General features: G+C 49.0%; 20 protein-coding genes, 2 pseudogenes and 1 CRISPR repeat array. Of the genes and pseudogenes, 11 read left to right on the forward strand and 11 right to left on the reverse strand.

Translation table 11 applies throughout. The features are described 5' to 3' along the window. Positions 1 to 4 precede the first annotated feature (4 nt). Both CEK71_RS10010 and CEK71_RS10015 read left to right on the forward strand, forming a co-directional pair. Positions 5 to 244 carry a hypothetical protein gene (locus tag CEK71_RS10010; RefSeq protein WP_088619255.1) on the forward strand — a complete coding sequence of 80 codons (240 nt, stop codon included), beginning with the start codon at positions 5 to 7 and terminating at the stop codon, positions 242 to 244. After that, a pseudogene (locus CEK71_RS10015) lies at positions 228 to 530 on the forward strand (IS6 family transposase); the annotation flags it as partial. The gene CEK71_RS10010 and the pseudogene CEK71_RS10015, both read left to right, overlap by 17 nt. A gap of 34 nt (positions 531 to 564) precedes the next feature. Here the strand turns inward: CEK71_RS10015 and CEK71_RS10020 are convergent. Next, positions 565 to 1,742 (reverse strand): IS3 family transposase gene (locus CEK71_RS10020; protein WP_232463800.1). Its coding sequence is split into 2 segments (ribosomal slippage): positions 565 to 1,469 and positions 1,469 to 1,742, totalling 1,179 coding nucleotides; the frame shifts between segments, so codons are not numbered across the junction. A gap of 57 nt (positions 1,743 to 1,799) precedes the next feature. Here CEK71_RS10020 and CEK71_RS10025 point away from each other — a divergent pair. After that, a pseudogene (locus CEK71_RS10025) lies at positions 1,800 to 2,198 on the forward strand (IS6 family transposase); the annotation flags it as partial. 499 nt (positions 2,199 to 2,697) lie between these two features. Here CEK71_RS10025 and cas6 read toward each other — a convergent pair. From cas6 to csm6, 9 genes are all read right to left on the reverse strand, one after another. Continuing rightward, positions 2,698 to 3,621 carry a CRISPR system precrRNA processing endoribonuclease RAMP protein Cas6 gene (gene cas6 / locus CEK71_RS10030; RefSeq protein WP_088619256.1) on the reverse strand — a complete coding sequence of 308 codons (924 nt, stop codon included), beginning with the start codon at positions 3,619 to 3,621 and terminating at the stop codon, positions 2,698 to 2,700. 160 nt (positions 3,622 to 3,781) lie between these two features. Beyond that, the gene (gene cmr6 / locus CEK71_RS10035; protein WP_088619257.1) at positions 3,782 to 4,927 is read right to left on the reverse strand and encodes a type III-B CRISPR module RAMP protein Cmr6; all 1,146 of its coding nucleotides are present in this window, start codon (positions 4,925 to 4,927) and stop codon (positions 3,782 to 3,784) included. After that, positions 4,924 to 5,349 carry a type III-B CRISPR module-associated protein Cmr5 gene (gene cmr5, locus CEK71_RS10040; RefSeq protein ID WP_088619258.1) on the reverse strand — a complete coding sequence of 142 codons (426 nt, stop codon included), beginning with the start codon at positions 5,347 to 5,349 and terminating at the stop codon, positions 4,924 to 4,926. The genes cmr6 and cmr5 overlap by 4 nt, the downstream gene beginning before the upstream one ends. 1 nt (position 5,350) lies before the next feature. Beyond that, positions 5,351 to 6,289 (reverse strand): type III-B CRISPR module RAMP protein Cmr4, encoded by a 939-nt coding sequence (cmr4, locus tag CEK71_RS10045; RefSeq protein ID WP_198328547.1) that lies wholly within the window; start codon positions 6,287 to 6,289, stop codon positions 5,351 to 5,353. Next, the gene (locus CEK71_RS10050) at positions 6,290 to 7,576 is read right to left on the reverse strand and encodes a type III-B CRISPR module-associated Cmr3 family protein (protein ID WP_088619259.1); all 1,287 of its coding nucleotides are present in this window, start codon (positions 7,574 to 7,576) and stop codon (positions 6,290 to 6,292) included. After that, the gene (gene cas10 / locus CEK71_RS10055) at positions 7,569 to 9,557 is read right to left on the reverse strand and encodes a type III-B CRISPR-associated protein Cas10/Cmr2 (protein ID WP_088619260.1); all 1,989 of its coding nucleotides are present in this window, start codon (positions 9,555 to 9,557) and stop codon (positions 7,569 to 7,571) included. The genes CEK71_RS10050 and cas10 overlap by 8 nt, the downstream gene beginning before the upstream one ends. Continuing rightward, complete coding sequence (gene cmr1 / locus CEK71_RS10060; protein ID WP_088619261.1) at positions 9,554 to 10,735, reverse strand: type III-B CRISPR module RAMP protein Cmr1; 1,182 nt, start codon at positions 10,733 to 10,735, stop codon at positions 9,554 to 9,556. Before cmr1 ends, cas10 begins: the two co-directional genes overlap by 4 nt. A 9-nt stretch (positions 10,736 to 10,744) precedes the next feature. Next, positions 10,745 to 11,926, reverse strand: a complete 1,182-nt coding sequence (gene csx2 / locus CEK71_RS10065) for a TIGR02221 family CRISPR-associated protein (protein ID WP_088619262.1) — start codon at positions 11,924 to 11,926, stop codon at positions 10,745 to 10,747. A gap of 116 nt (positions 11,927 to 12,042) precedes the next feature. Beyond that, positions 12,043 to 13,164: a CRISPR-associated ring nuclease Csm6 gene (gene csm6 / locus CEK71_RS10070; RefSeq protein ID WP_088619263.1), complete on the reverse strand. Its 1,122-nt coding sequence runs from the start codon at positions 13,162 to 13,164 to the stop codon at positions 12,043 to 12,045. Positions 13,165 to 13,568: 404 nt separating this feature from the next. Here csm6 and cas2 (CEK71_RS22535) point away from each other — a divergent pair, with 404 nt between their 5' ends. The 6 genes from cas2 (CEK71_RS22535) (at position 13,569) to CEK71_RS10100 (ending at position 23,226) form a co-directional block, all read left to right on the forward strand. After that, positions 13,569 to 13,850 carry a CRISPR-associated endonuclease Cas2 gene (gene cas2 / locus CEK71_RS22535; protein WP_157679118.1) on the forward strand — a complete coding sequence of 94 codons (282 nt, stop codon included), beginning with the start codon at positions 13,569 to 13,571 and terminating at the stop codon, positions 13,848 to 13,850. Then, positions 13,847 to 14,194, forward strand: coding sequence for a CRISPR-associated endonuclease Cas2 (gene cas2, locus CEK71_RS10080; RefSeq protein WP_088619265.1), 348 nt, complete (start codon positions 13,847 to 13,849; stop codon positions 14,192 to 14,194). The genes cas2 (CEK71_RS22535) and cas2 (CEK71_RS10080) overlap by 4 nt, the downstream gene beginning before the upstream one ends. Positions 14,195 to 14,303: 109 nt before the next feature. Next, entirely contained in the window at positions 14,304 to 15,278 is a 975-nt protein-coding gene (gene cas1 / locus CEK71_RS10085) for a CRISPR-associated endonuclease Cas1 (protein ID WP_157679121.1), read from the forward strand. Continuing rightward, positions 15,271 to 16,110, forward strand: a complete 840-nt coding sequence (locus tag CEK71_RS10090; protein ID WP_088619267.1) for a reverse transcriptase domain-containing protein — start codon at positions 15,271 to 15,273, stop codon at positions 16,108 to 16,110. Before cas1 ends, CEK71_RS10090 begins: the two co-directional genes overlap by 8 nt. 120 nt (positions 16,111 to 16,230) lie before the next feature. Beyond that, positions 16,231 to 17,179: direct repeats of the CRISPR family, unit length 36 nt; unit sequence GTTTGATAGGTATCCCTGTTCAGAAGGGATTAAGAC. Positions 17,180 to 17,341: 162 nt separating this feature from the next. Further along, positions 17,342 to 20,089 carry a PD-(D/E)XK nuclease family protein gene (locus CEK71_RS10095; protein WP_088619268.1) on the forward strand — a complete coding sequence of 916 codons (2,748 nt, stop codon included), beginning with the start codon at positions 17,342 to 17,344 and terminating at the stop codon, positions 20,087 to 20,089. Continuing rightward, on the forward strand, positions 20,086 to 23,226 hold the full coding sequence (locus tag CEK71_RS10100; protein ID WP_198328548.1) for a UvrD-helicase domain-containing protein: 3,141 nt from the start codon (positions 20,086 to 20,088) through the stop codon (positions 23,224 to 23,226). The genes CEK71_RS10095 and CEK71_RS10100 overlap by 4 nt, the downstream gene beginning before the upstream one ends. Before the next feature lie 193 nt (positions 23,227 to 23,419). Here the strand turns inward: CEK71_RS10100 and CEK71_RS10105 are convergent, their stop codons facing one another. Beyond that, a complete protein-coding gene (locus CEK71_RS10105; protein WP_088619270.1) occupies positions 23,420 to 25,531 on the reverse strand; it encodes a hypothetical protein in 2,112 nt (703 codons plus the stop codon). A 447-nt stretch (positions 25,532 to 25,978) separates the two neighbouring features. On the opposite strand from CEK71_RS10105, the gene CEK71_RS10110 reads away from it, so the two are divergent. Then, positions 25,979 to 26,308: a DUF1232 domain-containing protein gene (locus CEK71_RS10110; protein ID WP_088619271.1), complete on the forward strand. Its 330-nt coding sequence runs from the start codon at positions 25,979 to 25,981 to the stop codon at positions 26,306 to 26,308. A gap of 25 nt (positions 26,309 to 26,333) precedes the next feature. After that, positions 26,334 to 26,759 carry a YddF family protein gene (locus CEK71_RS10115; RefSeq protein WP_157679124.1) on the forward strand — a complete coding sequence of 142 codons (426 nt, stop codon included), beginning with the start codon at positions 26,334 to 26,336 and terminating at the stop codon, positions 26,757 to 26,759. Positions 26,760 to 26,888: the final 129 nt, after the last annotated feature.

The following is a 26,888-nucleotide window of genomic DNA, read 5'->3' on the forward strand; positions in this document are numbered from 1 at the left end:
TGTTATGAAAAATTCTTCATCAAAAGTAAGCGATTCAGTTGATGTACTATTAATCTGTGCTCTCAAAGATGAGTATGATGAAGTTTTAAAAGTTACGGATGGAATTGTCAAAGTTTGGGACGAACATCCAGATGCTAACGGCTGGATAGTTGCCGATGCCACTTTTAAGGTTCTGTCGCAAACTTTCCAATTTTGGGGGATAATCCGCTCATTTTCGTTGCCAGACTATGAAGATCAGCTTTAAAGGCGCCCACTATCCGAAAAACGTTATCCTGTACGCGGTTTTCTTCTATGTCCGGTATGGCGTTTCCTACCGTGATCTGGAAGAGATTTTAGCAGAGCGCGGTGTCACAGTGGACCATACGACCCTGAACCGCTGGGTTGTCCGTTATTCTCCATTGATCGCCCTGGCGGCAAAAAGCCGCAAACGGACGGTGGCCGGCTCTTGGCGCATGGACGAGACGTATATCAAAATCAAAGGCGAATGGGTTTACCTGTATCGTGCGGTCGACAAGTTTGGCGACACCGTTGGCTAAGGTACTCCCCATTGTCTAGACCAAAATCTCATAAGATTAAGATAGAAGCCGGCTGATAAAAATGGGTTGTTTCATCTTTTTCATATTTTTCATAACGCCTGGCTAAATACACGTCAGCGGGTGTCCGATAGCCCAATGATTGATGCAGCCGTTCATGGTTGTAAAAGTGGAAGAAATCCCTCAGTCCTACCCACGTTTCTTGGACGGTGTGCCTATCCTGCAAGTACACATGCTCATACTTGACCGTCCGCCAGAGCCGCTCGACAAAAATATTGTCCAATGCCCGACCACGCCCGTCCATGCTGACCTTTATGCCTTTGTCCAGCAGCGGCTGGGTAAAACGGGGCGTGGTGAACTGCGAACCTTGGTCGGTGTTGAAGATGTCGCATTGCTGGCGTTCGGTTATATTGCCGACGGCTTCAATGCAGAAATCCGCATCCAAGGTGGTGCTCAACGCCCAGCCCAGGACGTACCGGCTGTACCAGTCAATCACCGCCATCAGGTAGACAAAGCCTGATGCCAGCCGGATATAGGTGATATCGGTGCTCCACACTTGGTCGCAACGGTCAATCACCAGTCCGCGCAACAGGTAGGGGTAGACTTTATGTTCCGGGTTCCGCTGGCTGGTGTTGGGTTTCTGGTACACCGCCTCCAGCCCCATCTTCCGCAGCAAACGCCTGACTCGCTTGGCGTTCACCACATGACCCAGGTTGCGCAAATGCGCCACCATTTTCAATACCCCATAACAGGGTGTCCGGGTGTATTGTTCGTCCAACAGCCGCATCAGCGCCAGGTTTTCCTGGTTTTCACCCGCTGGTTGGTAGTAAAGGGACGAACGGTTCAACCCCAGCAGGCCGCATTGTTGCCGAACACTGAACTGTGGGTCTTGCGGGTCAATCCCTAGTTGCTTTGCCGCTAATGGTTGGCCGAGGACTTTTTTTTCAGCCAGTCCCGTTCGGCGATGAGCTGGCCTATCTGACGGTGCAGCTCGTCAATGTCCTGTTGCTGGTTGTCCCGTGCCTTTTCCTTTTTCCCGCTGAAGGCTTCCGGGATCACCGCCAACGCCTGCTTTTTCCAGAGGTTGATCTGGCTGGCGTGGACACCGTATTCGGTGGTCAGCTCGTTAACCGTTTTTTGTTGGCGGATCGCCTCAACGGCCACTTTGGCTTTAAATTCCGTTGTGTGGTTCTTGCGTACATTTGCCATAGTTTAGTTTGCCTTTTTGGGTAAGGCTTTCTATCTTAACTGCTGGTCTAAAATATGGGGAGTATCATAGACTTTATGCTGTCCGAACGCCGTGACGAAGCGGCGGCCACCGCCTTCTTCAGGCAAGCCATTGATGGCAATGGCCTGCCCGAAAAAGTGGTCATGGACAAAAGCGGCGCCAACCTGGCCGGATTGGAAAACATCAACGTCTTGCTGGTGCTGGCAGGCCTGCTTTGCCTGATGGTCGACATTTGCCAAGTCAAATACCTCAATAACCGGGTGGAACAGGATCACCGGTTCATCAAAAAGATAACCGGGCCAATGTTGGGGTTCAAAGCTTTCCGTTCCGCCCAAGCCACCCTCGATGGGATCGAAACCGCCCATATGATCCGCAAAGGGCAACTCGCCGGGAAGACACTTCCCGCTTACCAGCAATTTATCAATTTGGCGGGCTAGTTTTGCCCGCCAATCAGGCCAGGCTCGGCTCTTGTAAATATTTGCGACAGAACCTGGACAACATCTATATCTTAAACCGTCTTAATCCCTTCGGTACAGGGATGCCTATCAAACAAAAAAAACTTGGTAAATAGGAAGTGATGAGCCTGGTCTTAATCCCTTCGGTACAGGGATGCCTATCAAACGGAACAGACTTTGTGTTTAAGATGGGCAGTTCGTCTTAATCCCTTCGGTACAGGGATGCCTATCAAACCCCATTAGCACCATATTTAATAAATATATCAATATGTTATTGGGCACTTTTAGGAGACCGTTTTTGGCTTTTTCAGTTAACTCAAAAAAACCATACGGTAAGGCCATTCTAACAAAAAAATTAACGGGTTGCATGGGGTCATTTTTTCCTAAAAACGCCACTGGGGCCGGTTTCAACCCAACACGATGGTAAAACGGTCCGATGTGCCTCACACCAACGGGGCTATTGTTGATAGTGATAAATCTGTCAGCTGATTTGATAACGCCCCATGCCAAACGTGGTTTTGTTGCCAATGTGTAGCCACTGCCCGGCTTGCAGCATGGGCAAGAAAGGCCGCAAGTCGCCGCTTAAGCTTATCTGCCCTAACACGCCATCAAAGCGCATCTTTTGTTGTTGCCTATTGGAATAGCGTTGCCAATGGCACCAATGGAATGCCGTTTGGCTGCGTATCGTTTCGGCGTGGGCGGCAAGCGCTGAAAACGGCGGGGCTTGATAGTTGTTTCCGTAAAACTCATGCAAAAGGTAGTGCCGCCGTATTAGGGCCATTAAAAAATCTTTGGCGGTCATATTGTCCGCCAACACTTTGCCTTGCTTTTGGATATGTAAGGGGGTGAGGAAGGCGAGGGCCAGTGTTTCTTGCCCGGCCAATGCCGGTATATGAACGGGGGCGTGGGCTTGCATGGACGGTTGTGTTTGCGGGTCATAGACAAGGTGGTGGCGGTTTTGCGTGTCCACTACGCTTACCGCCTTTAGCCGTGCGGTGCTTTGGTATTTGCCGACCCCTTGGGCAAAGGCCTGTTGCCAGGCAAAAATAATCAAAGGCAGTTGGGCGATGGCGGGGCCGATCAATACCATCGAAAAACTTAGCGCCTCACCCGCTTTGTAGGCCTTATGGCCCAAGGCTGGCGGTTCCAGCAGATACGGGTTGGGTATCTGGCTAAACTTTTGCAGGTTGTGGTGCAAGGGTGGGGGGCTTTCAAAAACGGTGGGGTAAGGGCAGGTGCGGTATAAAGGGCATTCGGCGCACACGTTGAGTTTGGTCATGCAACTGACTTTCCGTAAGGCGTGACCAAACACGCCGCGCAACAGCGAACCGGCATAAAAATCCAAGTGCAACGGGGTGTCTAGGGTAAAGTTGAATTGGTAACGGTGGAAGCTGAGCCCTGTCATGATAGTCCTTGGGCAAGGCGCTTGTGTTGTTGCCTGGCTTTCAATCGGCAATGCCAGCCGCTGCTTTTGTTGCCGCACCGGTTTTTGATCAGGCCTTTGGGCATTTGGTGTTCTCCTGGTGTGATAACATGGGCAGAAATGGGTTGTCGGGGATATGATGTCAGCCTTGTAACGTCTTTAATCGGTTTTTGACATTTTTGTTGTTCCAAAGCGTTTCGTTGATTTTGGTGCCGAGCGCCCATAAGGCTTGTCTGTCTTCGCTGGGCCAACCGCCAGATTGGTTAATGGTCTGGGTCAATAGTTGGTTTAATTGGCCGCCTACAGGCTGCGTTTTTGGATGGGCTTTGGCCTGTCCGTAGTCTTGTGCCAATTTAAACACGGATTTTTGGGCATCGGTCAGGGCTGCGAATTGTGCGGCTTGGTCGTCTGCGTCTTTCTGGGCTTGCAGTTCTAGGATAAAATTTTTATCCTCTGTCATATAACCATAGCCTGCCGCTGTTTTCGCCCCTGCGCCTAACCAAAGCAGGGCATTGTTTAACGCGTCAAAAACCCGCGCCAATTCCTTCACATCATCGGGTTGCTTGTCCGGGTTACGGGCGGCAATGCTAAAAATGAACGGCGCTTTTTTGACCGCCAGAAACGGTACGGGAACCGGTTCATGCCAATCGGCGGGAATGGCGTTAGGATTTAAGCTGCCTGAATCACCTTGTTCGTACCATTTGCCCATGTGCGGGGTCATAATGTCACACAACAACACGGGCGGCTCGCCGGGTAGGGCGTCAAAGAAAATAAAATCCCCCGCTTGTTCTGCCGCTTGCCCTTTAGCTTCGGTGCCGAACCAGCGTTTTAAGAGGGCTTTGTTTTCATCTGCACTTAATCCGTCCTCATTCATTTCTACCCAGGCACGAACCAAACCTTTTACGGCCGAACCCGCCAAATAGGGTACGGCTAAGGTCGGATGCCAAGCAAAGCCATTTTCTACGGGATGTGGATTGCCCATGCCGGTTACGAAGTGCCAGTCGGTGCTGTAACAATGGCTTTCGCCTTGTAAGGCGGCGATTAATGTTTGCTGACGTTGCTGAAATTCATTTAGCTGTTTTTGTGAGCCTATTTTGCCTGTAACCGTATTGATCCAGTCTTTTTTAGGGTCGTGTTCTTTACCGTCTTTCCCCTTAAGCGGTTTGCGGATTTGCCAATGGTTGTCGTCATCAAATTGATTAAAAAAACGTTCGAACCATAAGCCTGAATGCGCGTTTTCTGGTTTTTTGGCCGGCATGTTATGATCTTGGTATAAGGGCGTTGTCATGATTGGCTTTCCTCTTCGGCTAAAAAGGCTTTGGCAAATTTTTTCACCCAAGACATCAATACCAAGGCTTCCGCTTGCGCCAGTTGATAACTTTGTATCTGTTCCTGAGTAATGCCTTTTAATACGTCATCGTAATTTTCATAGACTTGCGGCGGCCTACAAAGCCAATCGGAAACGATTTTGTACAAGGCGTTATAGCTCCTTTTCTTATCATCCGTTTCATTCAGCGCGTTGTTGCTGCCTTTCGCTTTATGAAATGCCATGGTTTGCCCCAAACCGTTGGTATGGATCATTGCGGGTAAGCTATTGGCATAACTGATAAAATTTTTCTGCTGCTCTTTAGTAAAATGGTGTTGTCCTGTCAATGCGGTGACACACTCTAGCGCGTATTTTGCCCGTTGCTGTTGTATGGTTTGTGCCATGTTAAGCCCCTTTGCTGATTTGAACTTTACACCAGCCCATGCCTACCGTTTCATTGCCGCCGATTTGCAGATAGGGTTTAGCCAACAAAACGTCGGTGATACTGGCGAGCACCGCTTCCGCCTTGCTGTCTTTAACGGCCTGATTTTCAAATTTCCCTTTAACGTCTTCGCCTTTGTCATCCCTAACGGAAGGGTCGCGTACCGCACTCGCTTTTAAAGCCAGATAAAACACGGTTTCTGGCGGCAAAGTTTCTTCATACCACAACGCACCTTTTTTCACCGTTTTTGTGGTGTTGTCTATGGCAATATGGGCGGCGACCGGGGTGGCGTATTGGCACAAATAAGTAAACATGGCATCACTGACCAGCACCAATTGCGCCCTTAAATCGGCTTCTTCAATGCCTGACAAGCCACTTAATAGGTTGACGATTCCGTTTAATTCACCGCATTTTTGGGTTGTCAGGCGATATTCTTCTAAAAATAAATCGCCTTCCGCTTGTGGCTGTAGGCCTGACTCTAATGCTGAGACGCAGACGCTTGGGACAATGAAAGCATTGATTGCCACATCAAAGCATTTGGCATCGTTTTGTAGCCGTTTTAGCAGTGCGGGACACGTCACCCATTTAAAATGGCCTGTTAATGAGCGCACAGGCAGCAGTAATAAGCGGGCATCGCTAACCATTATGGCGCCTGCGTGCTCCGAGGCTTTGTCGCTGTCAGAATCAGGGCCAAACAAATACCGCACGCCGTCATTTTTACCCCATAAATCTTCCGCTTTCGCGCGTAAAGCCCCTTTCACTGACGAGCCAAACACACAAGGCCAACCGTTATGGCTTTCGCGTTGGATGGGTAAATCAATGCCGTCTATTGAACTGCCCGCCCCGGCGTGGATGCTGGTTTGCGCCCATAAACCCAATAATGCTGTTGTCGTCGCCATCATTTATTTCCCCTGTATTTTCGTGTCATTCCACACGCCGATTAAAATTTGTCCGCGCCCCCATTCGGTTTCCGCACCGATAGATTGGCCGTGTAACTTTTCCAGCAATTCTTTATTTGAAATTTCCGTCACTATGCGGCAAAACCACGCACTACCCGCCGGAATATAACTTTTAACCGCACGGGGCTGATGTTTTTGCATATCCCATCCCCCTTCCCGATGCGCTTTACCGATCACGGCGGCTTCAATGATAAGTTCTATACCGAGCAGGGTGCCTTGCCAAACGGTTTGCCCGCCAATCTCCCGTTTATCAAACCCTTTTGGGAACATTAACCCGTCAAAATAGGCGGGCGTGATAATGTGGACAATGATTTTTTTCGCCGGCCAATCGGGCTTATTGGCCGTCAACGTGGGCAATTGCCCATAATGGGAATTTTTTGCCAACACCGCCATGCGCCCTTCGCCACCTAAACGCAAAATTTGGTGTTTGCTTGCGATGGGTAATTTTTCAGCTAAACTTTCATGTAAACCTTTGACATCAAGCTCGACAGTCACGTCATTTTTTAAGCGCAAGTGTTGGGTTTGATAAAGTTTGCCTTCCAGCACGCTACGCGTCTGATTATTGCGGGCAATCCCTAGGCGCGGTTCCTTACCAAATAAATCCTCTGCTTTAACGAGCTCTTCTTTTGTCGGCGCATCCCCTTGCAATAATTTTTGCCAGCCTGCGGGGGTAACCCACGTTTGTTCCATGTTTTTATAGCCCGCTTTGCCTTTCGGCAATTCGGGTAAGCGGACGTTGCCCAAATCACATTCCACCACACCGCCTATTTGCAAGCGGACAAACTCATCGGTCTTGTGCATTAAATAGCCAGGCGCCGGGTATAAGCGTTGGCCGTTTTTACACACCCACGCGCCGTTAATGAATAACGCGCCTAACGATTCACCCTCCCCTATGGCTTGTTTCAGTTCAGTGTATACGCCATTGCGGTTAAATTGCCGCCAATCAACCCCAAGATTATCGCCTAAAAAACTTCGTACTGCCCCCATTAACGTACGCACAGGGGGCGGGAATAGGCTGCTCAGTTCGCTTGCGCCCGCCGCGTCGTGCGGACGGGATTCCCTAAAAAACCAAGTGTCGATAGGCGCGAAAGACAAATTGACTGCCCCCTCCCCGCAGGGTTGAAAAACCATTGGTTTTGCCGCATCTGTTGTTACGGAAGGCGGGGGTGATTTTTGTTGGGCTTTGGCTTTACGCGCTTGTTTTGCCTGTTGTTTTTTGTAATTAACCATGCCCAACCCCTTTGCCCACTAAAAAACGGATGAAATGGGCGGCATCGATATTGAGTTGGTTTACGTCTTCAAAATCCTCTTTATCTTCCGCCCCCTCCTTACCTTGTTCAAAGAGACGTTTTACAGGCATACATTGTGTGACCAATGGCCCGATGCGTTCTTCGGCTTGTGCGAACGTAATGCCTTTATTATCGATGCCTGAGTTTAGGTATTCTGCGGCTATCAATTTTTTAATGGTGGGGGTGTCAAAACCGTCCGCTAACGCTAATTCACCCTTTTTGTCTTTGGTTTGCAGCATGGCAAAACGCGCTTCGACGTTAAAGAAGAACGAATTGGAAAACGGCGTTTCCTGTTCTGTTTTCTGAAAGTCTTTCACCAATTCATCAATAATGACTTTGTTATGGGTAACCGCTTTTTTCCAAGGCCTTGCCCATTGCAAATGCTGTCCTCCAGGCTTCCAAACCCGGACGGCAATCGAATCGCGCCCACAGCCGTCCTTAGCGACATCGTCTAATAAACGGTGGGCATCGCCCAATACTTTGCCTAACGGCATTTTGATGTGGGCGTATTCAATGGCACCGGAAAGCGTGGAACTTACGTTGCCTTTTCCGTGTTTTGCAAAGCAGTCAAGATACAATTGCCGCAACTGATAAGCGCAGCCCATGGCAAACTCTACCGGCAATAAGGCCAAGACATCATCACCGCCCGCATAAATTAAAAAGCCGCTATGCCCCTTAACAACATGATCAACGCCGCTAGTGAACGCATTTAACGATTCGCTAATGGCTGCTTGTTTAGCCGTGTGGCCCATTTGGCTGCCCAATGAATCACCGTCCATCATCAATACGGCATAAAACGGGCTGACAGGCGCCAATAGCGGCCTATTATTTGCCGCTAACTGTTTATTGGCGGCATTGCGCAACGCACAAAGCGCGTGTTTGACTTTTTGCGCTTGGGCTTGGTCTTCATGACGGTTTTTATTGTCCAAAGCCGTTTCAAAAAACACATCCCCATCCAGGCTTTTCACCTGCCACAACAGCCCTTTGTCCCCCCGTTTCATCAAGGCCTGATCAATGCAAGCCAAACGGGTGTCATATTCGCCATAACAATTTTGCGTCAACACCTTGGCGGCGTTATGAAACGCTGACAATTCTTGCTCTGGCGCAACTGCCAACACGTTAGCCAACCAAGGCGCGGCCGCCATATAACTCACCGACGGCACGGATGAATTGACCTGCCAACCATGCGCCACCCAGCCGTTGGGCATGGCTTGGGATAAATTGGCAAAACATCGGGAAAAACGCCGTTTGATATAAGCGACCGCGCACAGGTATTCATGTTCGCGTAAATCGGTTTTTAAAGAACCGCCTTTATTCCGCAAGCCTTGCCAAAACAAAGCCAGCCCTTTTTCATTCGGTGTGTTGATGCCCGATAATTCTTGCCAACCGTCCATCATCATGCACTTTACGCCCGCCTCTTCGGGGGGCAGGTAGGAGCGCCAGTTTTTGCGCCGGTCCAATAAATTGCTTTCTGTGCCGTCGGCAGTTAAAGCCCAGCTAATTTCCCAAAAACACTTAACTTGCCTGTCCCAAATAACACGGGTTTGTGGTGTGCAATGGCTTAAATCCTGTTGCCAAACCGCTTCCGCCAAACCTTGCCAAGCCAATTGCACGCTTTCGGCCACTTCCTGGGCATTAAAATCAGCCGGGACTGTGGCGACCAAACCTTTAAATCGGTTGGGGATACAGCCTTGTTGCGGCGCGGGGGCATGTTTGTTGTTACCTTCGCGCAACCAGCATAAATAATTGCCGTCAGGGATGGGGAAACTGACTTTGCCGCCTTGGGCCTTAACCGCCTGTATCGCCACCGCCGACAACCAAGACAACAAAAAAGACCCTGCCCAAAAATCGCGTGTCCGCCGTGCTTGGGCAACAAAGCTTTGTACGGGGCCTAAGGTAAAATGAAAATAGCGGTTGCTCATATAATGGTTTCCTTAGTATTAAATCGGTCTAAATACTGATTGATGACGTTCCAATCAACTGAACAAGCCAAATTGAGCGCTGTTTTTGCCTTTAACTGAATTTTGTCAGTAGCGGGTAAAAAATTGGCTTTTAACAAACTCTGGACGGCAATACAGTCACCTGAAGTAAATTTGTGGATATGAATAAAAAGTGGTGATGACCGCCGATGCTCTGAACCGGTAGTCGCATCTACCGCGTGAACATCAACTTTAGCCCCATTTGAAAAAAAGTAGTTATGAGGCAAGCCGAATATCACCCGCTCAGGATGGGTAGTAATGCTTCTGTGACCAAAAAAATCTAAAATCAGATCGTGATCGTTGCCAAAGTTTTGTTCCGCAGGCTGATTTCCTACAACATGATTACCTTGTCGGTCGCGTCTTCCGTAACTACGGTACATCTGCATTTCTTGACCTATCCCGCCTAATAACGTTAACGCGTTGTTTCCTATTTTAGATAAATCAATCCGCGTTTTTTTTGAAAATGCCGTAAACGGCGGCAAACAGGGCGCTAAATCCATCAATAATTCTTGAACTTTTGTTTTATAGGTGTTGGTCGTGTCGGGGACCTCAATTGCCCGGCCATCTTCGCCCAGGCTTTTTTTATAGATAAGGGAGCGAATCGCAACCGAACCCCAGCCTTTTCTTGACCGGCTACCCAGCCCGCCCAACAAGCCCCAAATTAACAGCGTGTTTAAAACAGGTTCGGGTTTAACATCATTAGCCAGTTTCAGGTGAATGGTAAAATGTTGATTGGCGTCCAACGCTTTCTTCAGAAGCCCATTATCGAAATGATAAAGCCCTTGCCCAAGCAAATAAGCTTGTCCACTCGGAAGGTTAGTTGGCCGAGGATATTCCCTGAGATTTTCTTCCAGCGTCAATCTGATTTGTAGCTTACCCTGACCATATTTATCGTCATTAGCCGCCGCACCAAATAAGGCCGCTTCCCGCTCATGCAATAACGTTAAAGCATCGCTGATGTTGTTATTCTGAATGCCCAAACACTGCCCCCAATGCAATGCCCGCCACCAAAACCGCAATGCCCCCTTAATTGATGGGGGGCGTAACTCAACTTCGTCAGGATTGCCCCCACCGATAAACATCGGCGTAACAATTTCAAAACGGGCTTCAATGGTTTGCATAACCTTTCCTTAATGTTTAGGTAATAACCGTTCAAATAATTGCTCAAGTTCAGTGTGTAAATTGTCCTTATTGCTCAAAGCACGCTGTACCTGAGCCTTATCGCTTCGTGTGCCATGTGCTAAAGCGTTCCGCAGGTCGTTTAGTAGCTTGTAGCCGTCATTTTTCTTTAGCGTGTCTTTCGTTTGTTGGCGATGCTCATAATTTTGAGGGTCTAACTTGGGTACGGACTTGTCTTGTTGGACACAACGGGTAATAAATGCCTCGTAGCCTAAAGCCGCCGCGCGTAAATAATCGCCTTGCTGCAAGTAAAAACAGGCGTTACTGCGTTGTCTCAGATACAAATTGTCTTCTTTATGCCAAGCAATACGTTCTTTTAAGCTGGACTCAAATAATGCGCCAATGCTTGGTAATCCGTCTTTAGTCGCTGCGGTAAACTTTTTTAAAGGCGTGCGGGCGTTAGGGATATTCAGCGTATTTTCAAAAAATGCCGCCTCTTCCAAACAGTTCGCGATTTCTGGCGCCATGCCGTCTTGTTGCAATAGCCCAGAAAAGGGCGCGAGATTGCCGGTTTTGTTAAAACCGTCCAAAGCGTGCAGCCATTGGGCTATGTTTAACAAACCGTTGAGTTGCATCACGGGCGTTAAATTGTTTTTTGTCCTGTCCAATGCGCCGTAATAAATGCCGTTTATTGTTGCGGAACGGGCGGTTTGCAGATACATGGCGCTGAGCAGGCCGAGCATGGGCAAATGCCGCAAGCCATGCGTCAGGTCTAACGAGACAGTATCGCCCGCCTGAATGGCCGCCGCCATGATTTGCAGGATTTCAACTTGCTCTGTGATGTCGTCACCATAGGGGATGCGTTTTAACTGGCAATCAACGTGTAACGCCAAGCCGACCGGACAAGAAAACGCGTCAAGCTGTGCTTGGGTGACGGCATCGGCCTCCACCGCTTCACTTAACGCCGCCCACTGGTCATTACCGTCCGTGCTTAAATGTTCGCATAACACATCCCACATGCTCCCTGATGTGCCTAACATAACCAAGCGGTCCGGTTGAATGTGCCCGTTTAACGCCAAGCTGAAAAAACGGGCCGTTTTTTGGCTGCCGTCAGCAAAGCAATAATTGGCCTGCCGGTATTGTCCGTTTTGCTTTACGGATTTGCCTAAAAAACTGATGAGAATATGTGCCATTGCGCCCGCCCGGTTTTAAGTTGTTGGCGTTTATTTTACTTTAGGGCAATTCATCATTTGCCAATTGACCATTTTGTCAGGCCTGAACGCCTTGGGATCACCATTAAAACGTGCCCCTAAAGGTAGTGGATTTGTTCGGGCTGCAAAGCCAAGGAATAGTATTTTTTGTTATTGCCGCCTAACGCTTGGACGATATACGCTTGCGCCGGGGTTTCGCCCAGCGCTTCTTTAAAAGACTTTTTGACTTGACTGATGCGTTCCGATAACCAATTTTTATCCATACCTTCTTTACTCAGAATATCAATCGTTTTATCGCCCTCAAGATAGGGCGTGGGATGATAGGTTTGGTAAACCTTAATAAAAGACGCCGCATAAACTTTACTGGGGTCAACCTGCCGCTCAATCCAGTCGCCATTGTCTATGGTCTGTTGAATCATCCAGACATAAAAGGCAAAGTTGATATAGGTTAATTTGACTGTAATGCCATTCGCTGATAAATGGCGGCCCGTAAAATTGACTTCAAGCTTGGGTGGGGCTTCCAATTGTCGGGCATAGTGGATGCTCTCGTTAAATCCCACCTTTCCTGACAATAAATGTGTGGGGATGCCCGAACGTAATCTGACAAACGGGATTTCGGCCAACAGGACTTTCGCTTGTTGGGTATCCAAAGGTTTGTTGGTTTTGTCATAAATGACCCGGCTTTCAGGGGTCGGATAAAAAAAATCGTGCAACCCTTCAAAACGGTCAGTCACCAAGACATGGGACAGCCGATCTTGAGGGCGGCCATAAAGGCTAAGCGCATAGCCCAAATAATAGCCCATAGTTTTGCGGCCACCGGCAATGGAAACATGTAACGCCGAGTTTGCGTCACGCGTCAGATCGGCCACTATTTGGGTGATGAAATCGGCCGCCGCCTCGTTTTGTTGGGGGGTGGCAATATCCGCTAGGGGGGTGCCGTTGGCGTCTGTGATGACATGGAGGTTTTGTTCGGTAAATTGTATGGCGTTCAAATGGTAATCATGACAAAACTGGCCGAATTTCCCCGTTTTTGAGTGTAATAATTGCAGTTTTGCCCTTTCCGCCCCCTCAATGGTTGTAATCAAATGCACCTCGGTCGGCACAAAAGCGGGCTGCCCGCTATCCACCGCCAAAGCATACAATGTTTCGGTCAAAATCTGTGGGGACATGCCGCTGACGGCCAACAGTACGCGTTTGTCAAATTGCCAAGGTGCTTTCATAGTGTCTGGTTCTAATAAGTGACGGTATTGATATGTCTCTATTAAATAGCAATTACCCTAAGAATTCCAGCCTAACAAATTATTTAGACAATAAGCCAGCCATTGTCGCTATATGAGGTAAAGGGATATAGCGTATGCCGAAAAATGATTTTGCCCGCCTTGCTGCGTTATCTGCTTATTTTTTATAAAAAATATGTTCAAGCCTTTTCTCCCCAATAAGTATGTTAAGTGTTTTGGGGCGTCAATACGGGATGCTAAAAAACGCCCCTTACTTGAGCGCCGTAAAGAATGTCACGGTATGCCTGACAAATTTGTCAAATAGGCGCTCCCCCAACAAAATGGCGTTAAATACGTCTGCGTCAACAGTACCCCTTGTCAAGATAACATTAACGATGAGTAACGCTATGACAAATACAGCCATTGTCGCCTATGACATTGTCGACAATAAAAAACGGCGGAAAGTATTCCGTTGCCTTCAAGCTTGGCAATTAAGCTGCCAATACTCGCTTTTTGAATGCCAACTGAGCCAAAAGCAATCGGAAGAATTGTTATTGCAGCTTTGTGCACTGATAGACATAAGCCAAGACAAATTATTATTTGTTTGGCTTGACCAACAGCGTCCGGCAAAGGCTTTGACGAAACGGGCCTTAATCAACTTTAAAAAGCCCGCCAATTACATAAAATGAAAAAGCACTGGTACTTGTTAAGTTACGATATCGTTAATGAAAAGCGTTTGAAAAAATTCCATTACCGGTTAAGCAAGCACGCTTTAGCTTTGCAAAAATCCGTATTTTTACTGGAGGCCAGCACCCCCGAACTTCAACGCATCATCGAATTGGTCGCATGTCATACCCATACCCAAGAAGATGACGTGAGGCTTTATCCGATTTCGCATCCGAAAGCGATCTGGAGTGCGGGCATACAGCAACAGGTTTTTTTAGGGCTAAATTGCGCCAATACGGTAGAGCCACAGCGGAAGACATTGGATTTGGTCAGTTACGTCAAACAGCTTTGCCATCTATCGGCTTAGCGCCATCCGCCAAAAGCGTAAACCGAATAGAGAAAAACCGTTATTTAACTTAATGCGGAACGCGGGCAAACAAACTTGCGCTTTCCGTCCGTTTATGGGGGCATCGTTAATGATCCTAATCGTTGATCACCGGGAAATAACCGTATCTTATGAAAATAACACGCTATGTGTTCGGCGTGAAGGCGGGAAGCTGCAAAGGATACCTGTCGCCCTGCTGGAGCAGGTCATCGTATACGGAAGTCCGACTATTGAAATGCCGGTTTGGCGGGCATTGTCTACAGCGGCCGTTCCGACAACCCTGTTGTCACAAAGGGGTTCACAAGAACCGGCAATAATGGCAGCAGGGTTGGCGGTTCGTTTGCCGCTTAGACGGCTGCAATTTCGCTGTGCCGAACATACCGGTTGTGCCGTGGCCGTGGCCCGTTGGTTTTTGCAGCAAAAATTTGCCGCCTATGATTTGCCGCTAAGCCATTTTAATGCGGAACAGCGGCAACCCTTTAAACAACAACGGGCAGAATTGCTGGATAAACTTAACCAAGCCGATAGCATAGCCAAACTGATGGGGTATGAAGGGGTATTGGCCGCGGCTTGGTTCGCCCTGTTGGCACATGGGTTACCTGACAAATGGCGTTTTAATGGCCGTAACCGTAGGCCGCCACAAGATCCTTTCAACGCCCTATTATCGTTAGGATATACCTTGCTAATGGCCGATATTCGGCAGGTATTGGTTTGTGAAGGTTTGGATCCGGCTTTTGGGTTTTTACATCAACCCGTGGCCGGACGTGAAGCCTTGGTTTTAGACTTTGCCGAAATTTTTCGGGCCGCTGTAGATTTTTCGTTATATGCGTTTTTAGGGTGCTTGAATCCTAAAGATTTTTCCTATAGCCAAGCGCATGGTTGCCGTTTGACCAAAGACGCAAGGCCGACATTTTATAATTTTTGGGCAGAGTTCCGTGAGCAATGCCCCCGACTAAGCGCCGATGATGAGGGTGATATTACATTTTCTTCATTGGCCGAACAGATACGCGGAAAAGTGGCTGGTTTTCGGGGGATATTAAACAATCAGGAGCAAGACAATGGCTAAAGGGCTTTTGGAATTGGCGATGTCGCCTGATATTTTGGATCAAAGTTGGCGGCGGTTACAGTCGGAGCATACCCCATGGTCGCCCACCGTGTCTCGAGATGAGTTAGAACACCATTTTGTCGGCCATTTTCTGGCTTTGCGTGATGAAGTACTGGCCGGCAGCTACCGCCCTAAGCCTTTGCGCCAGTTCCCTATGCAAAAGCCCGATGGTAAAAGCCGTATCATTACCGCACAATACCTTGCCGATAAGGTTATCCAGCGTGCTATTTTGACTGTTTTAGAACCCAAGGCGGAACAATTGTTTCATGACAGCAGTTTTGCTTATAGGCCAAAACGCAACGTCGAACAGGCATTAAATAAAGCCAAGGAACATATCCGCTGTGGCCGTGATTGGTTGGTCGATGCGGATATTGAAAGTTTTTTCGATACGATACCCCATGTGCTTTTGTTAAAGAGACTGAAGCCGTTTGTTGCCGACAATAAGGCCATGAAATTAATGGCGCTTTGGTTAAAGCAAGGCGCCCACCAAAAAAGTTTGTTGGGTAAGGTGCGGGGTATCCCACAGGGAAGCGTGTTGTCGCCGTTATTGTGCAATTTATATCTGCACGATTTTGACCAGTCATTAAGTCGTGCCAATATCCCTTTTGTACGGTTCGCCGATGATTTTTTACTGTTCACCGACAGCAAAATGAACGCTTTGGCGGCAAAAGCGTATGCAAAAAACCAACTTGGCAAACTGGATTTGAATTTACATCCTGTTAAATCACGGATTGTCCAAAGTGGCCCCCATGTGATATTTTTAGGCCAAAAATTGCCCTATGCAACGCGTTAGTTTTTTGGTTAGAATAGCCTTGCCCTATGGGTTTCAAGAGTTAACTGAAAAGGTTAAAATCGGTCTCTTAAAAGTGACTTGTAACATATTGATATATAATAAAAATATTGTATGCGAGGGGTTTGATAGGTATCCCTGTTCAGAAGGGATTAAGACGTAGGATCAAGACCACTGTCGGCATTGCGGATAGCGTTTGATAGGTATCCCTGTTCAGAAGGGATTAAGACGCGGCTGGTTTCTAATGTTGGGAATAATGCTGTTAGTTTGATAGGTATCCCTGTTCAGAAGGGATTAAGACAGCGGTAACATGCCCGGTTGAACTTGTACCACCCGTTTGATAGGTATCCCTGTTCAGAAGGGATTAAGACGGTTAATGACCGCCCGTTTGTTGAGCAAGAAGCGTTTGATAGGTATCCCTGTTCAGAAGGGATTAAGACCCGCAATCAGCCTGACTTCCGTCTTTCAAGAAACGTTTGATAGGTATCCCTGTTCAGAAGGGATTAAGACGTGGAGAATCTTAGCCGTTGCCAGATAATATCTGTTTGATAGGTATCCCTGTTCAGAAGGGATTAAGACGTGGAGAATCTTAGCCGTTGCCAGATAATATCTGTTTGATAGGTATCCCTGTTCAGAAGGGATTAAGACCATTCTTTTGTTGCTCTCTTTCCACTTCAACAAGAGGTTTGATAGGTATCCCTGTTCAGAAGGGATTAAGACCATTGGGTCTTCATACAACGAGATAGCAAATTTGTTTGATAGGTATCCCTGTTCAGAAGGGATTAAGACAGATACTTTTTGCACCATTGTTGATGGTGCAAAAGTTTGATAGGTATCCCTGTTCAGAAGGGATTAAGACACCGTTACCAAGATCATTAACACTAATGTCAGACGGTTTGATAGGTATCCCTGTTCAGAAGGAATTAAGACGAGGGCTAAAGTGACCAGTTCGGGGCGGCGGTGGTGTTTGATAGGTATCCCTGTTCAGAAGGGATTAAGACCCTCATAACCATGGACGTTGCGTGGACTTGGCAGTGTTTGATAGGTATCCCTGTTCAGAAGGGATTAACGGGCGGGCGATCTACATGTGGAAATGACTGATTATCCGTGCAGTTTTATAGGCTTGCGAAAAACCTGTCCCTTCAAAAATATAACCTTTGCTTTAAATGGTGTTAAGTAATGGGATTTGGTTTAAACTGGTCGATAATTAATTATTCAACAAGGGTCAGATAGGATGCAAATCAGGTTTGGATTCGGTTTAGACGGCATTAAACCCAAACGGACACACACCGCTATCGGCGAAAAGGAGGTCGGCCCGATAGGCTTCCTGTCCGTTCTGGAGACACAATGCGGTATCGCCCCGGTAACAGACTCACTAGCCACGCGTATTATCCAGTATCTAGGTTGTCTGAAAGCTTGTGACACCCCCGACCGTTTTTATCATCTCTCTTTGGCAACCGATCAGTTCAATGTGGCCAAAACGTTGCTGCAATGGCGTGATGGCTGGTATGAATCCGGTTGGGACGGCCTATTTTCAAGCGGGGTATCCGGCCGTTTGGCGGATATGGCGGCGGTTGAACAGTTAGCGGCGAAAAAAGTCAGCCTCGGCTTCGGCCAAAGGCAGCAAACCATTTTGGCGATGTTAAAAACGCAAAAGACGCAAATCGAACGGGTGGTTTTGCTGGACAGGCCGAGTGATTTTTCACCCCTTTGGCGACAGATATTGCAATCATTTGACGTTACCGAACAGCCTGCCTTATTACCCGCCGCCCCCTTAGGTAAGGATCTTCACCGCTTACAAAGCACGTTGGCGCAATTGGCCGCCGAAAGCTTAAATAAAGGCGAAGACGGTTCCGTCCATAAAACGAAGCTGGTCGGGGATCATAGCTTCGTTGTGGTTAAAGCCCGCTCCAAAGCCATATCCGCCCGTCTGATCAGCCAATGGCTGGCATCACAAGCCCCTAACAATAGCGATAAAACCGTGGCTGTGTTAACTGGCGGTGACGGTGTCGCCATGGACGACGCTTTGTCCGCCGTCCACTTGCCCAGGCTGGGTTTTGAAAAGGCGTCACCTTGGCGGCCCATCCTGCAAGTTTTACCGGTCGCACTGGAATTGCTTTGGGAGCCTTTGAATCCGGACATGTTGTTACAGTTTTTGATGCAGCCTGTTGGGTTGTTGCCCGGCAGAATCCGCCACCCGTTAGCCAAAGTGGTGGCAAACGCCCCAGGCATAGGAGGCGAACAATGGCGGCAAACATTAACCGATCTGCTGGAAGCGGAAAAAAACCGCGAAGATTACAGCGACGGACGCTTTAAGCAATTACAAGCCGACCTTGCCTATTGGTTTGCCGCCCCCCGTTATACGCCCAAAGCGGGATTGCCGCTTGATATCGCCAAACAACGTACCCTAAAAGTCGCCAGCTGGTTGGAGCAGCAACAACCGCGTTGGGAGGATGAAGCGATGCGGGCGCTATTGGGGGCCGCATACGGCCAAGCCAGTGAATTGAACGCCGCGTTAAGCAATTTACTGGCTGACGGTACGACGCACATCCAGCCGGAACAATTACGCTATTTATTGGACCAATTAACCGGTTCTGGCATCGGTATCGTCGACCAATACGCCGAATGTGTCTCCGGCCAACCTCAATGGTTGGTCGGCGCCCGCCAGCCGGACAGTTTTAACCAAACCGTCAATACGCTGGTTTGGTGGGATTTTCGGGCGTTGCCTTTACAGTCCGCCTATCCTTGGTCCAGGCAAGAACGGCAACAATTAAACCGGCATGGCGTGCTGTTGCCTGATCTTGACAGGCAATTGCAAAGGCAGGCCTTAAGCTGGTTAAAACCCATCAATGCGGCTTCGGAACGTTTGATTATCGTTTTGCATGAAGATGAAGAGGCCTACCATCCGTTATGGGACCAAATTTGCAGTTGCCTCGAAAACTGGCAGGAAATTAAGGCGGAAGACAGTGTGCTGCGGGGAGACCCTATCCGCGTATTCGATAGCCTTACGCCCGTAAAAGCCGATGATAAACCGTTAGTCGGCTTAAGCCGCTGGTGGCGGTTGGGTGCGGGCGAGGGGTTGGCGCCGCGTGAACAGGAATCTTATTCCAGTCTGGAAGCTTTCTTTTACAGCCCTTATCAATGGGTGTTGCGCTATAAAGCCGGTTTGACGGCCGGAATGTTACAGTCTTTAGGCGACGGTAATTTATTAAAGGGTAATCTGGCACATCACCTTTACGAGCGGTATTTTATCGAAAATGGCGGCCTATTAACCTCTGAAACAGCCGATAGGGCGGCGCTCAATAACTGGTTTGATCAGGTTATCCACACCCTGCTGGCAGAAGAAGGGGCCGTGCTGTTGCAGCCCGGCAGGTTGGCGGAAAAGGAACAGTTTATAGACACCGCAAGAAAATCCTTGTATGAATTGATCCGCCAGTTAAAGACGGCAAACGTGGTGCATATTGAAATGGAACAGGCGCAGGAAGCCCCGTTTTTTGGCGGCAATTTGCGCGGCTCCATTGATATGAAAGTCACCAATGCAGACGGTAAGGAGGCGGTGGTGGATATTAAATGGGGCGGGGCAAAATACCATAAAGACAGCTTGCAAGGTAATACGCACCTGCAATTGGTGACGTATTCCTATATGCGGCAAAAAAACAGTGCGGCAAAGCAATGGCCGGCGGTGGCTTATTTTGTTATCAAGGACGGCGGGGCAATGTTGGCGCAAAATACCGATTATTTCCCGGAAGCCATAGCAATAAAACCGGATACGGATGAAAGCCATGCGGTCATTTGGCGGAAAATGCAAACAACATGGGAATGGCGGCGTAAACAACTCGACCGGGGCTTGATTGAAGTTAGCGTTAGCGGCACTGAAGCCGCCGCCGATTCCGATCCCGGTGAGGCGGCCCTGACCATCCCGAAAGCCAGCGATGCTTTTAACGATTATAAGGTGCTGACCGGTTGGGGTGAATGGCGATGATGGGACATATCACTTTTATCAGCGCCGGGGCGGGCAGCGGAAAAACCTACCGTTTGGCCGGTGATCTGGAAAAAATACTGACCACGGAACCGGCGGCCAAACCGTCTGGTATCATTGGAACCACGTTTACTAAATTGGCCGCCAGGGAATTGCGGGAGCGTGTCCGGCAACGCCTGAACGGACGCGGGTTTACGCAAATCGCCAACCAAATGGATCAGGCCATGCTCGGTACGGTGAACAGTGTCTGCGGGCAATTATTGGGCCGTTTTGCTTTTGAAGCCGGGCTGTCGCCCAACCTTAAGGTCATTGAGGAAGCCGAAGCGGGGCATTTATTTAGTCTGGCGCTTGAACAGGTGCTCCCGGTACAAACGGTGCAGGATATGAATGGGTTGGCTTACCGTTTAGGGCAGGATGATTGGAAAAGTACCGTTAAGGCGATTGTCAACACCGCCAGAGCCAACGACCAGCCTATCGGGCGTATTGAAGACAGCGGTAAAAGCAGCGCCGATGCCCTATTGGCTTTTTTTCCGGAACCCACAGCAAAAACACTGGATAGCGCGTTGTCTGATGCGGTGGCGGCCGCCATAACGTATATCAAAAACAGTGAAGACAGCACTAAAGGCACCAAAGAGTATCTGGCTTTGTTACAGGATGTTGCCGACCCCATTAAACAGCATAATCTGACTTGGGCAAATTGGGTAAAATTATCGAAGAGCGCCGCCACAAAGAAAAGCCAGCCGGCTTCCGATGCCGTGCAGCGGGCCGCCGCTGATTTTGAAAGGCATCCGCGTTTACATGCCGACATCCGGCGCTATTGTGAGCAGCTTTTTAACATCGCCGCCGCCGCATTGGCAGAATTTCAGGCTTTCAAAAAAGTCCGGGGGCTGATCGACTTTACCGACCAGGAACATTTGCTGTACCAAGCCTTGGACAACCCTTTGGTGCAAGAGATGTTGCAGGACGGGCTGGAGGTGTTGATGGTGGATGAGTTCCAAGATACCAGCCCGATTCAACTGGCGTTGTTCCTGCGCCTGGCGCAATTGGCTAAACAGGTCATTTGGGTGGGCGATGTCAAACAAGCCATTTATAGGTTCAGAGGCTCCGACCCGGACCTGATGCAGGCCATCCTCCAGCATTTGGAAGCCAACGGCGGCAAGACCGAAGTGCTGGAAACCTCATGGCGTTCGCGTACCGAGCTGGTCAACTATGTCAATGAAGTGTTTGTGCCCGCTTTCGCTAATTCGTTGCCGCAAGGACGGGTTGCGTTGAAACCGAAACCGGGCGATGAACAACGCCCTCAAGCGGCGGTCGAACATTGGCGCTTGGCAGGCGGCAATCAAGCCAAACGGGCGCTGGCGTTGGCGAAGGGCTTACAAGAATTTATTGCCGACGGTTATCGGCTCAAAGATAAGGATGACGGCCAATTTAGAATGGCCCACTATGGCGATGTCGCAGTATTATCCCTAACCCATTCCAATCTGGCTCAAATTGCCGACGCCCTATTGGCTTTCGGTATCCCTGTTAGCCGCAGCCAAACCGGCTTGCTGGATACGCCGGAAGCCGCCTTAGTGCTGGCCGCCATGCGTTATCTGGTTGACCCTTCCGACAGCTTGGCGACGGCTGAAATTATTTGTTTGTCACAAGGGGATGCCCCGGAAATCTGGTTGCAATCGCGCCTGGATTATATGGCTTGCGAAGATAAACAGAGCCGCTGGGGTGATGACATAGCCTTATTGGCTGCCTTAGCCAAGCAAAGGGGGCGGATCCAATACTTGACACCATCGGAACTGATGGGGCAGGCAATCCATTCCGCCGACATCCGCCGCGTGATTTTAAACTGGCAAACCGACGCCGGACGGGCCGGGCAGCGCCTGGCGAATATCGGGCAATTATTGGGTTTTGCCGAATCCTATGAAAGCCAGTGCGGCAATGAAGGCCGTGCCGCCACAGTGACCGGCCTGCTTTTATGGCTTGACCAACTGTCTAAAGGCCATGAAGATACCCAAGCCGGCAATACCCAAACCCATGCCGTGCAACTGCTGACCCATCACGGCGCCAAAGGCCTGGAATGGCCGATAGTGATTGCGCTGGATCTGGATACCCCTATCAAAAGCAACGTGTGGGGCTTGTCCGTTACAGCCGATCACGATAATCTGGACATTACCCGGCCATTACAAGGCAGAAGCCTGCAATATTGGTTATGGCCGTTCGGCCAGCAGGCTAAAGGAATTGCCGTAAAAGAGCGGGTGGAGCAATCCGGACACGGCCTGTCCGAACAGTTCCGCGCCCAAGAAGAAGCCAAGCGTTTGCTCTATGTCAGCCTGACCCGCCCCAGGGATTGCCTGATTCTGCCGTTAAAAGATACGCATGGCGAATGGCTGCGTGTCTTGGCCGCCGATTGGATGCTTCCGGATGACCCAAGGGATAATGGTTTGACTTTACCTATCAGCAAGGAAAAAATCCCGGCAACCTTTAAAACCCTGTTACAGGAAGAAGCCCCGGAAACGGCCCGAACACAACAGCATGACCCACACTGGTTCGCAAACCTAACATCCACCCAAATCCATTTGCCCGCCAAACTGTCGCCGTCAGCAGCCGCGCCTCTGAAAAACGCCGCTATTGGCGAAGTGCTTACCTTAGGCGACAGGGTTAGCCTACAAGGCAGCCCGAATATGGCCCGCTTGGGCGAGGCCGTCCATGCCCTGATCGCCACACAGATGCTCAACAATCCGGCCGACCCGACAATGCTCGCAGAACAGGTGCTTGAAAGCTACGCCGTCATGGGGCATATCAGTGTCGGGGACGCACTGCTCTGCGTCGCCCGATTCAGGCATTTCATTGAACAACGGCTTAACGCCAAATCCGTCCAAATTGAATGCCCGATTGAATACCGGTTGCCCAACGGCCAAACCGCCAGCGGTTGGATCGATGCTTTAGCCGAAACCCGACAGGGGTATGTGATTATCGACCATAAAGCCAACCCGCAATCCAAAGCCGATTGGCATGAAGTGGCATTAAAATATTCAGGGCAGTTGGCGCTTTATAAATCGGCGGTGGAAGCCGCCACGGATAAGCCTGTGGTCGGCTGTTGGGTGCATTTTGCGCTGACCGGCGGATGTCTGAAAATAGATTTTTGATGCTGATGGGGGGTTGGCATATCATGCCGTTCCGGTATTGAGGGATGATGAAAACCTTTTTGGCGATCCCTATGGGATGCTCACCTGAACATTAAGCGCATCAACAGGTCGGTTTTCATCATTATTCTTAATCCGGTTTACGCTTGCCGGTTCTATAAACGTCCGCCCACGCCCTTAGGTTGGGCGGTCAATTTTACGGCCGGCCTTTTGGTGTGGGTGCGGGCGCTATATTGCCGATGAGCTGGCAACGGCTATCCAACAATTGGTTTTCCAATTGGCCGGCTTTGTTCAAATAGGCGGCTATTTTGTTTGATACGGCGGCCATTTCCCCGTCAATTTCCGTAACCTTGACCGCCAATTGCCCAAGCCTGGCGGCAATCACTGACCGGGCTTTTTTATTGTCGGCGATCTGAGTATAGGAAAGGTCTGTTTTTGCTTCTATAGCCGTTCTGGCCAAACCTAATTGGCGTAAGTCTTGGCTTAAGGCCGCCTCGATATTATAAATCACCTCCAGATGCTGCGGGTTAGCAATCTTTTCATGGATATCTTCGCCTTGGTGGTTGTAAAAACAGGCCAAAACATTTTTCAGCTCCGCCGTCGCGTCGGCCTGTTCTTGCTGCAACTCGCCTTGCCCGGCCAACAGGCTGTCATAGCTTGTTTGGAGCCGGCTGGCTTCATCCAGCAAAATGTGTTGCCTGTCTTTTAACGCTTCCATATCGCGGAACCCTTCCGCCAACTGTCTGGCCAACTGTAGGCTGCCCGCATCGTCCAATAGCCCGGCACGGTTAAGGCATTCTTGCAATCTGGCGGTAATGTCCGCCTTTATTTGTAAGGCCGAGTTCACGCGCCCTTGCTCGGAGCGGTTAATGTCAATATCCGCCCGTAAATTTTTGAGCTGTTCCGCAAGTTCTGCCAACTGCTCTTGGCGGCCGTCAAAGCCTAGGCGGGCACGTTCTTCAATTTCAAACGTGATGGCTTGGGATTTGAGGTGCAGTTGTTTGATGTGTTGTTCTATTTGGGACTGTTCGGCCTGATTGGCTTGATGGGCCGCCAACAGGTTTTGGTGCGCCCCTTCAAGTTGGCCTAGCTGCTCCGTCAAATCGGCTTGTTCTGCCTGGGTCGCCGCAAGGTTAGCTTTTTGCGTTGCGAGCATGTTTTGCTCGGCCACCATAATATTTTTCAGTTCGCGGATAGCTTCTTCCATTTCGGCGCATTGTTTTAAGGCCTGATTGTGTTTGAGTTGCTTGTCGTCTTCTTGGGCATCGCTGTAAAAGGCATACAGCACCCGTTCAAACTCAAAAGGGGACGGTTTTCCGGTAAACAGATGGCTGTATTTGCCGCCAAGATAGGCGTTATAACATGCCTGAAGCTCCTCATTATAATAAAGCTTGACCCCTTTGTTTGGCTGTAGTTTTAATAACAGCATGATGGTGCATAAGGCGATAATAAGCAGGCGGGCAAACTCTTCTTCTTTTGGCGTTTGGCCTTTGCTCAATTGTTGGTACAGCCTGTCACGCACCGCAAAAGTGTCCTCAAAATAATCGATCGGGTATTGCTTAAGCAACTCCGCAGGCGGCATGGTTTTGATGGCGTCGAGTTCGCGCTTTTTATTTGTTTCTAGCGTTTGCACTGAGGCTTCCAGCTTGGCGATATAGCTGGCCCTATTTTTGGCACTGGAGCCAATACCCTTTTTTTTGCTGCCCTCTTTGCCGTCAATTTCCCGTTGCAAGGCCTCTTGCGCTTGTTTGATGTCCGCCAATATTTGTTTGCCCTGCTCATCATAACGCCGCGCCGTATTGGCGAGCAATTGTTGCATCTGGGCGTTATTATGTTGCAGCCTTTGGCTTTCAATCTCCCCGGTCAAAAATACCTTCCCTAACAAAGGCGCCGTATAGTGGATGCTTATAAACACCATGACCATGCGGACGGTGAGGGAACCCCAAAATTTAAAATGGCTGAATTTTTTTTGGTTTTTTATTAAAGGCTCGGACATGTCCGTTGTTATCAGGCTGTTATCCAACCAATAGATGGCCACTAAAACAATGCCGCCAAGCACCGCACAGCCTACTTGGCTATAGGCTTTGGGTAACAATTGCTCGGCGATGCACGTCCAAACCGCCCCTTCCAATAAGGCGATGGATAAGGCTATCAGGAACATGAAAAGCAGCCACGCCCTGGTTTTTTCCAACATGAGATGGTTTCCATAAGTAAACAGTGACAATGTCTGGAATATTTTGCCTAACGTTACGGTTAAACCGGCTTTAGGGGCGTTTTTTTCTGTTTGGAACGCTTTCGGTGAATTCATGGCTAGCCCTTGATGTTGAGTGGTTTGATGTGTTCAAGAAGGGGCTGCCGTTCCGGTATAGAATTTCTGATATGGCGCACAGCAGATTCTTACGTTAGGGCGGATTGCCGTCTAAGCCGTTTTGGATAAACAGTAATGCTTATCGTGTTCAAATGGTTTTAACTATACTTCCCTCTTCTTGTGGGGCTATTTTAAATACCTTTAAGCGATTGAGGGGGGGATGGCAAATTCTTTGTGTAAAACTCTATATGGGGAAGTTAACGCAGCCAACATTAACGCCATATAGTTTTATGGCGTTAAAAAAACTGGGCATGAAGCCCTTAAGCGCTTATCAATAGCTGAGAATTTTGACTTTATGGTCACGATCGGATGGCAAATTTGTTGCGCTGTTGAGGGGGCTTTTTCGATGTTACTCTTTTCTGGAATTTAATCAGGGGAGGTTGTGATATGAATAGTGCCGTTTATGTATTGCCTGTAGTAGCTGCCGTCTACTTGTTTTACCGGGTATGGAAGTCGTATAGGGTTGATCCGGATGCTTTTATGACGGTCTTGACGTTTAAGGCGTTTTCGTTTTTCTTTACGGTGTTGCGGTATGTTTTTCACATCGGTAAAGGGTTATTGGTGTTGCTGTTGAGTGCGGTATATGCCATTTCACCGATTGATTTCATCCCCGATGTGATATTGGGTTTGGGGCAAATTGACGATGGCTTGGCGTTGGTGGGCAGTTTTGTCTATTTTTTCAAACAAACGGTGACGTTCCCCCGTTCTGACAAATAGGGAGGGGTTGCAATGGCAGTGTTTTTTGGTTGATTTTCTATGGCTCGGGGTGGCTATTCGGCTACCCCGACCCATAGGTTGGGCTTATTCCGATTTTTCTGTTATTTTTGCCATTATGTGTGCACAGAAACCTTTAACTTATATTATCAACAGTCCTATTTTAACGAATTATGGGATTTGGTCTTTTGATGGCCCGTTGTCTGTTGAGGCCGCTAAAACGTTTTTGGCCGACAGCTTTATTTCGGCTGTTGGGCATACGGCAACCGCACAATTTCTCAGCCAGCTTTTAGGGATAAGCATTTCTGCCAACCGTGTGCAAATTACCTTGGCGCCAGGGGATCGGGCGTTGGTGTTGTGCCTAAAAACCCGCTTGCAAGAAGGGCGTGTACTCAATGCGGAAGAAATGGCGGTTATTCCCTATGAAATTGGTTTGATTACGCGACGTCAATAAAAGCCCTTTTATTATAAGAGCCGATTATCGGGAGACCGCTTCCCTAACAGCAACACCCAAAAGCCAATGAAGCTAGCCATTGCAAGAGCCGATGGGCTCAAAAGCCTGTTTGAGCGCTTTTTTAAACGT

Source organism: Methylovulum psychrotolerans (assembly GCF_002209385.1).
Classification (GTDB): domain Bacteria; phylum Pseudomonadota; class Gammaproteobacteria; order Methylococcales; family Methylomonadaceae; genus Methylovulum; species Methylovulum psychrotolerans.

Coding starts and splice junctions, on each gene's coding strand:
- cas2 (WP_088619265.1), top strand. CDS start 13,847: ATGAAAAAGCACTGGTACTTGTTAAGTTACGATATCGTTAATGAAAAG.
- cmr5 (WP_088619258.1), bottom strand. CDS start 5,349: ATGGCACAAACCATACAACAGCAACGGGCAAAATACGCGCTAGAGTGT.
- cmr4 (WP_198328547.1), bottom strand. CDS start 6,289: ATGATGGCGACGACAACAGCATTATTGGGTTTATGGGCGCAAACCAGC.
- cmr6 (WP_088619257.1), bottom strand. CDS start 4,927: ATGACAACGCCCTTATACCAAGATCATAACATGCCGGCCAAAAAACCA.
- csm6 (WP_088619263.1), bottom strand. CDS start 13,164: ATGAAAGCACCTTGGCAATTTGACAAACGCGTACTGTTGGCCGTCAGC.
- CEK71_RS10010 (WP_088619255.1), top strand. CDS start 5: ATGAAAAATTCTTCATCAAAAGTAAGCGATTCAGTTGATGTACTATTA.
- CEK71_RS10110 (WP_088619271.1), top strand. CDS start 25,979: ATGAATAGTGCCGTTTATGTATTGCCTGTAGTAGCTGCCGTCTACTTG.
- cmr1 (WP_088619261.1), bottom strand. CDS start 10,735: ATGCAAACCATTGAAGCCCGTTTTGAAATTGTTACGCCGATGTTTATC.
- cas2 (WP_157679118.1), top strand. CDS start 13,569: ATGACAAATACAGCCATTGTCGCCTATGACATTGTCGACAATAAAAAA.
- cas1 (WP_157679121.1), top strand. CDS start 14,304: ATGATCCTAATCGTTGATCACCGGGAAATAACCGTATCTTATGAAAAT.
- cas6 (WP_088619256.1), bottom strand. CDS start 3,621: ATGACAGGGCTCAGCTTCCACCGTTACCAATTCAACTTTACCCTAGAC.
- csx2 (WP_088619262.1), bottom strand. CDS start 11,926: ATGGCACATATTCTCATCAGTTTTTTAGGCAAATCCGTAAAGCAAAAC.
- CEK71_RS10100 (WP_198328548.1), top strand. CDS start 20,086: ATGATGGGACATATCACTTTTATCAGCGCCGGGGCGGGCAGCGGAAAA.
- CEK71_RS10050 (WP_088619259.1), bottom strand. CDS start 7,576: ATGGTTAATTACAAAAAACAACAGGCAAAACAAGCGCGTAAAGCCAAA.
- CEK71_RS10105 (WP_088619270.1), bottom strand. CDS start 25,531: ATGAATTCACCGAAAGCGTTCCAAACAGAAAAAAACGCCCCTAAAGCC.
- cas10 (WP_088619260.1), bottom strand. CDS start 9,557: ATGAGCAACCGCTATTTTCATTTTACCTTAGGCCCCGTACAAAGCTTT.
- CEK71_RS10090 (WP_088619267.1), top strand. CDS start 15,271: ATGGCTAAAGGGCTTTTGGAATTGGCGATGTCGCCTGATATTTTGGAT.
- CEK71_RS10095 (WP_088619268.1), top strand. CDS start 17,342: ATGCAAATCAGGTTTGGATTCGGTTTAGACGGCATTAAACCCAAACGG.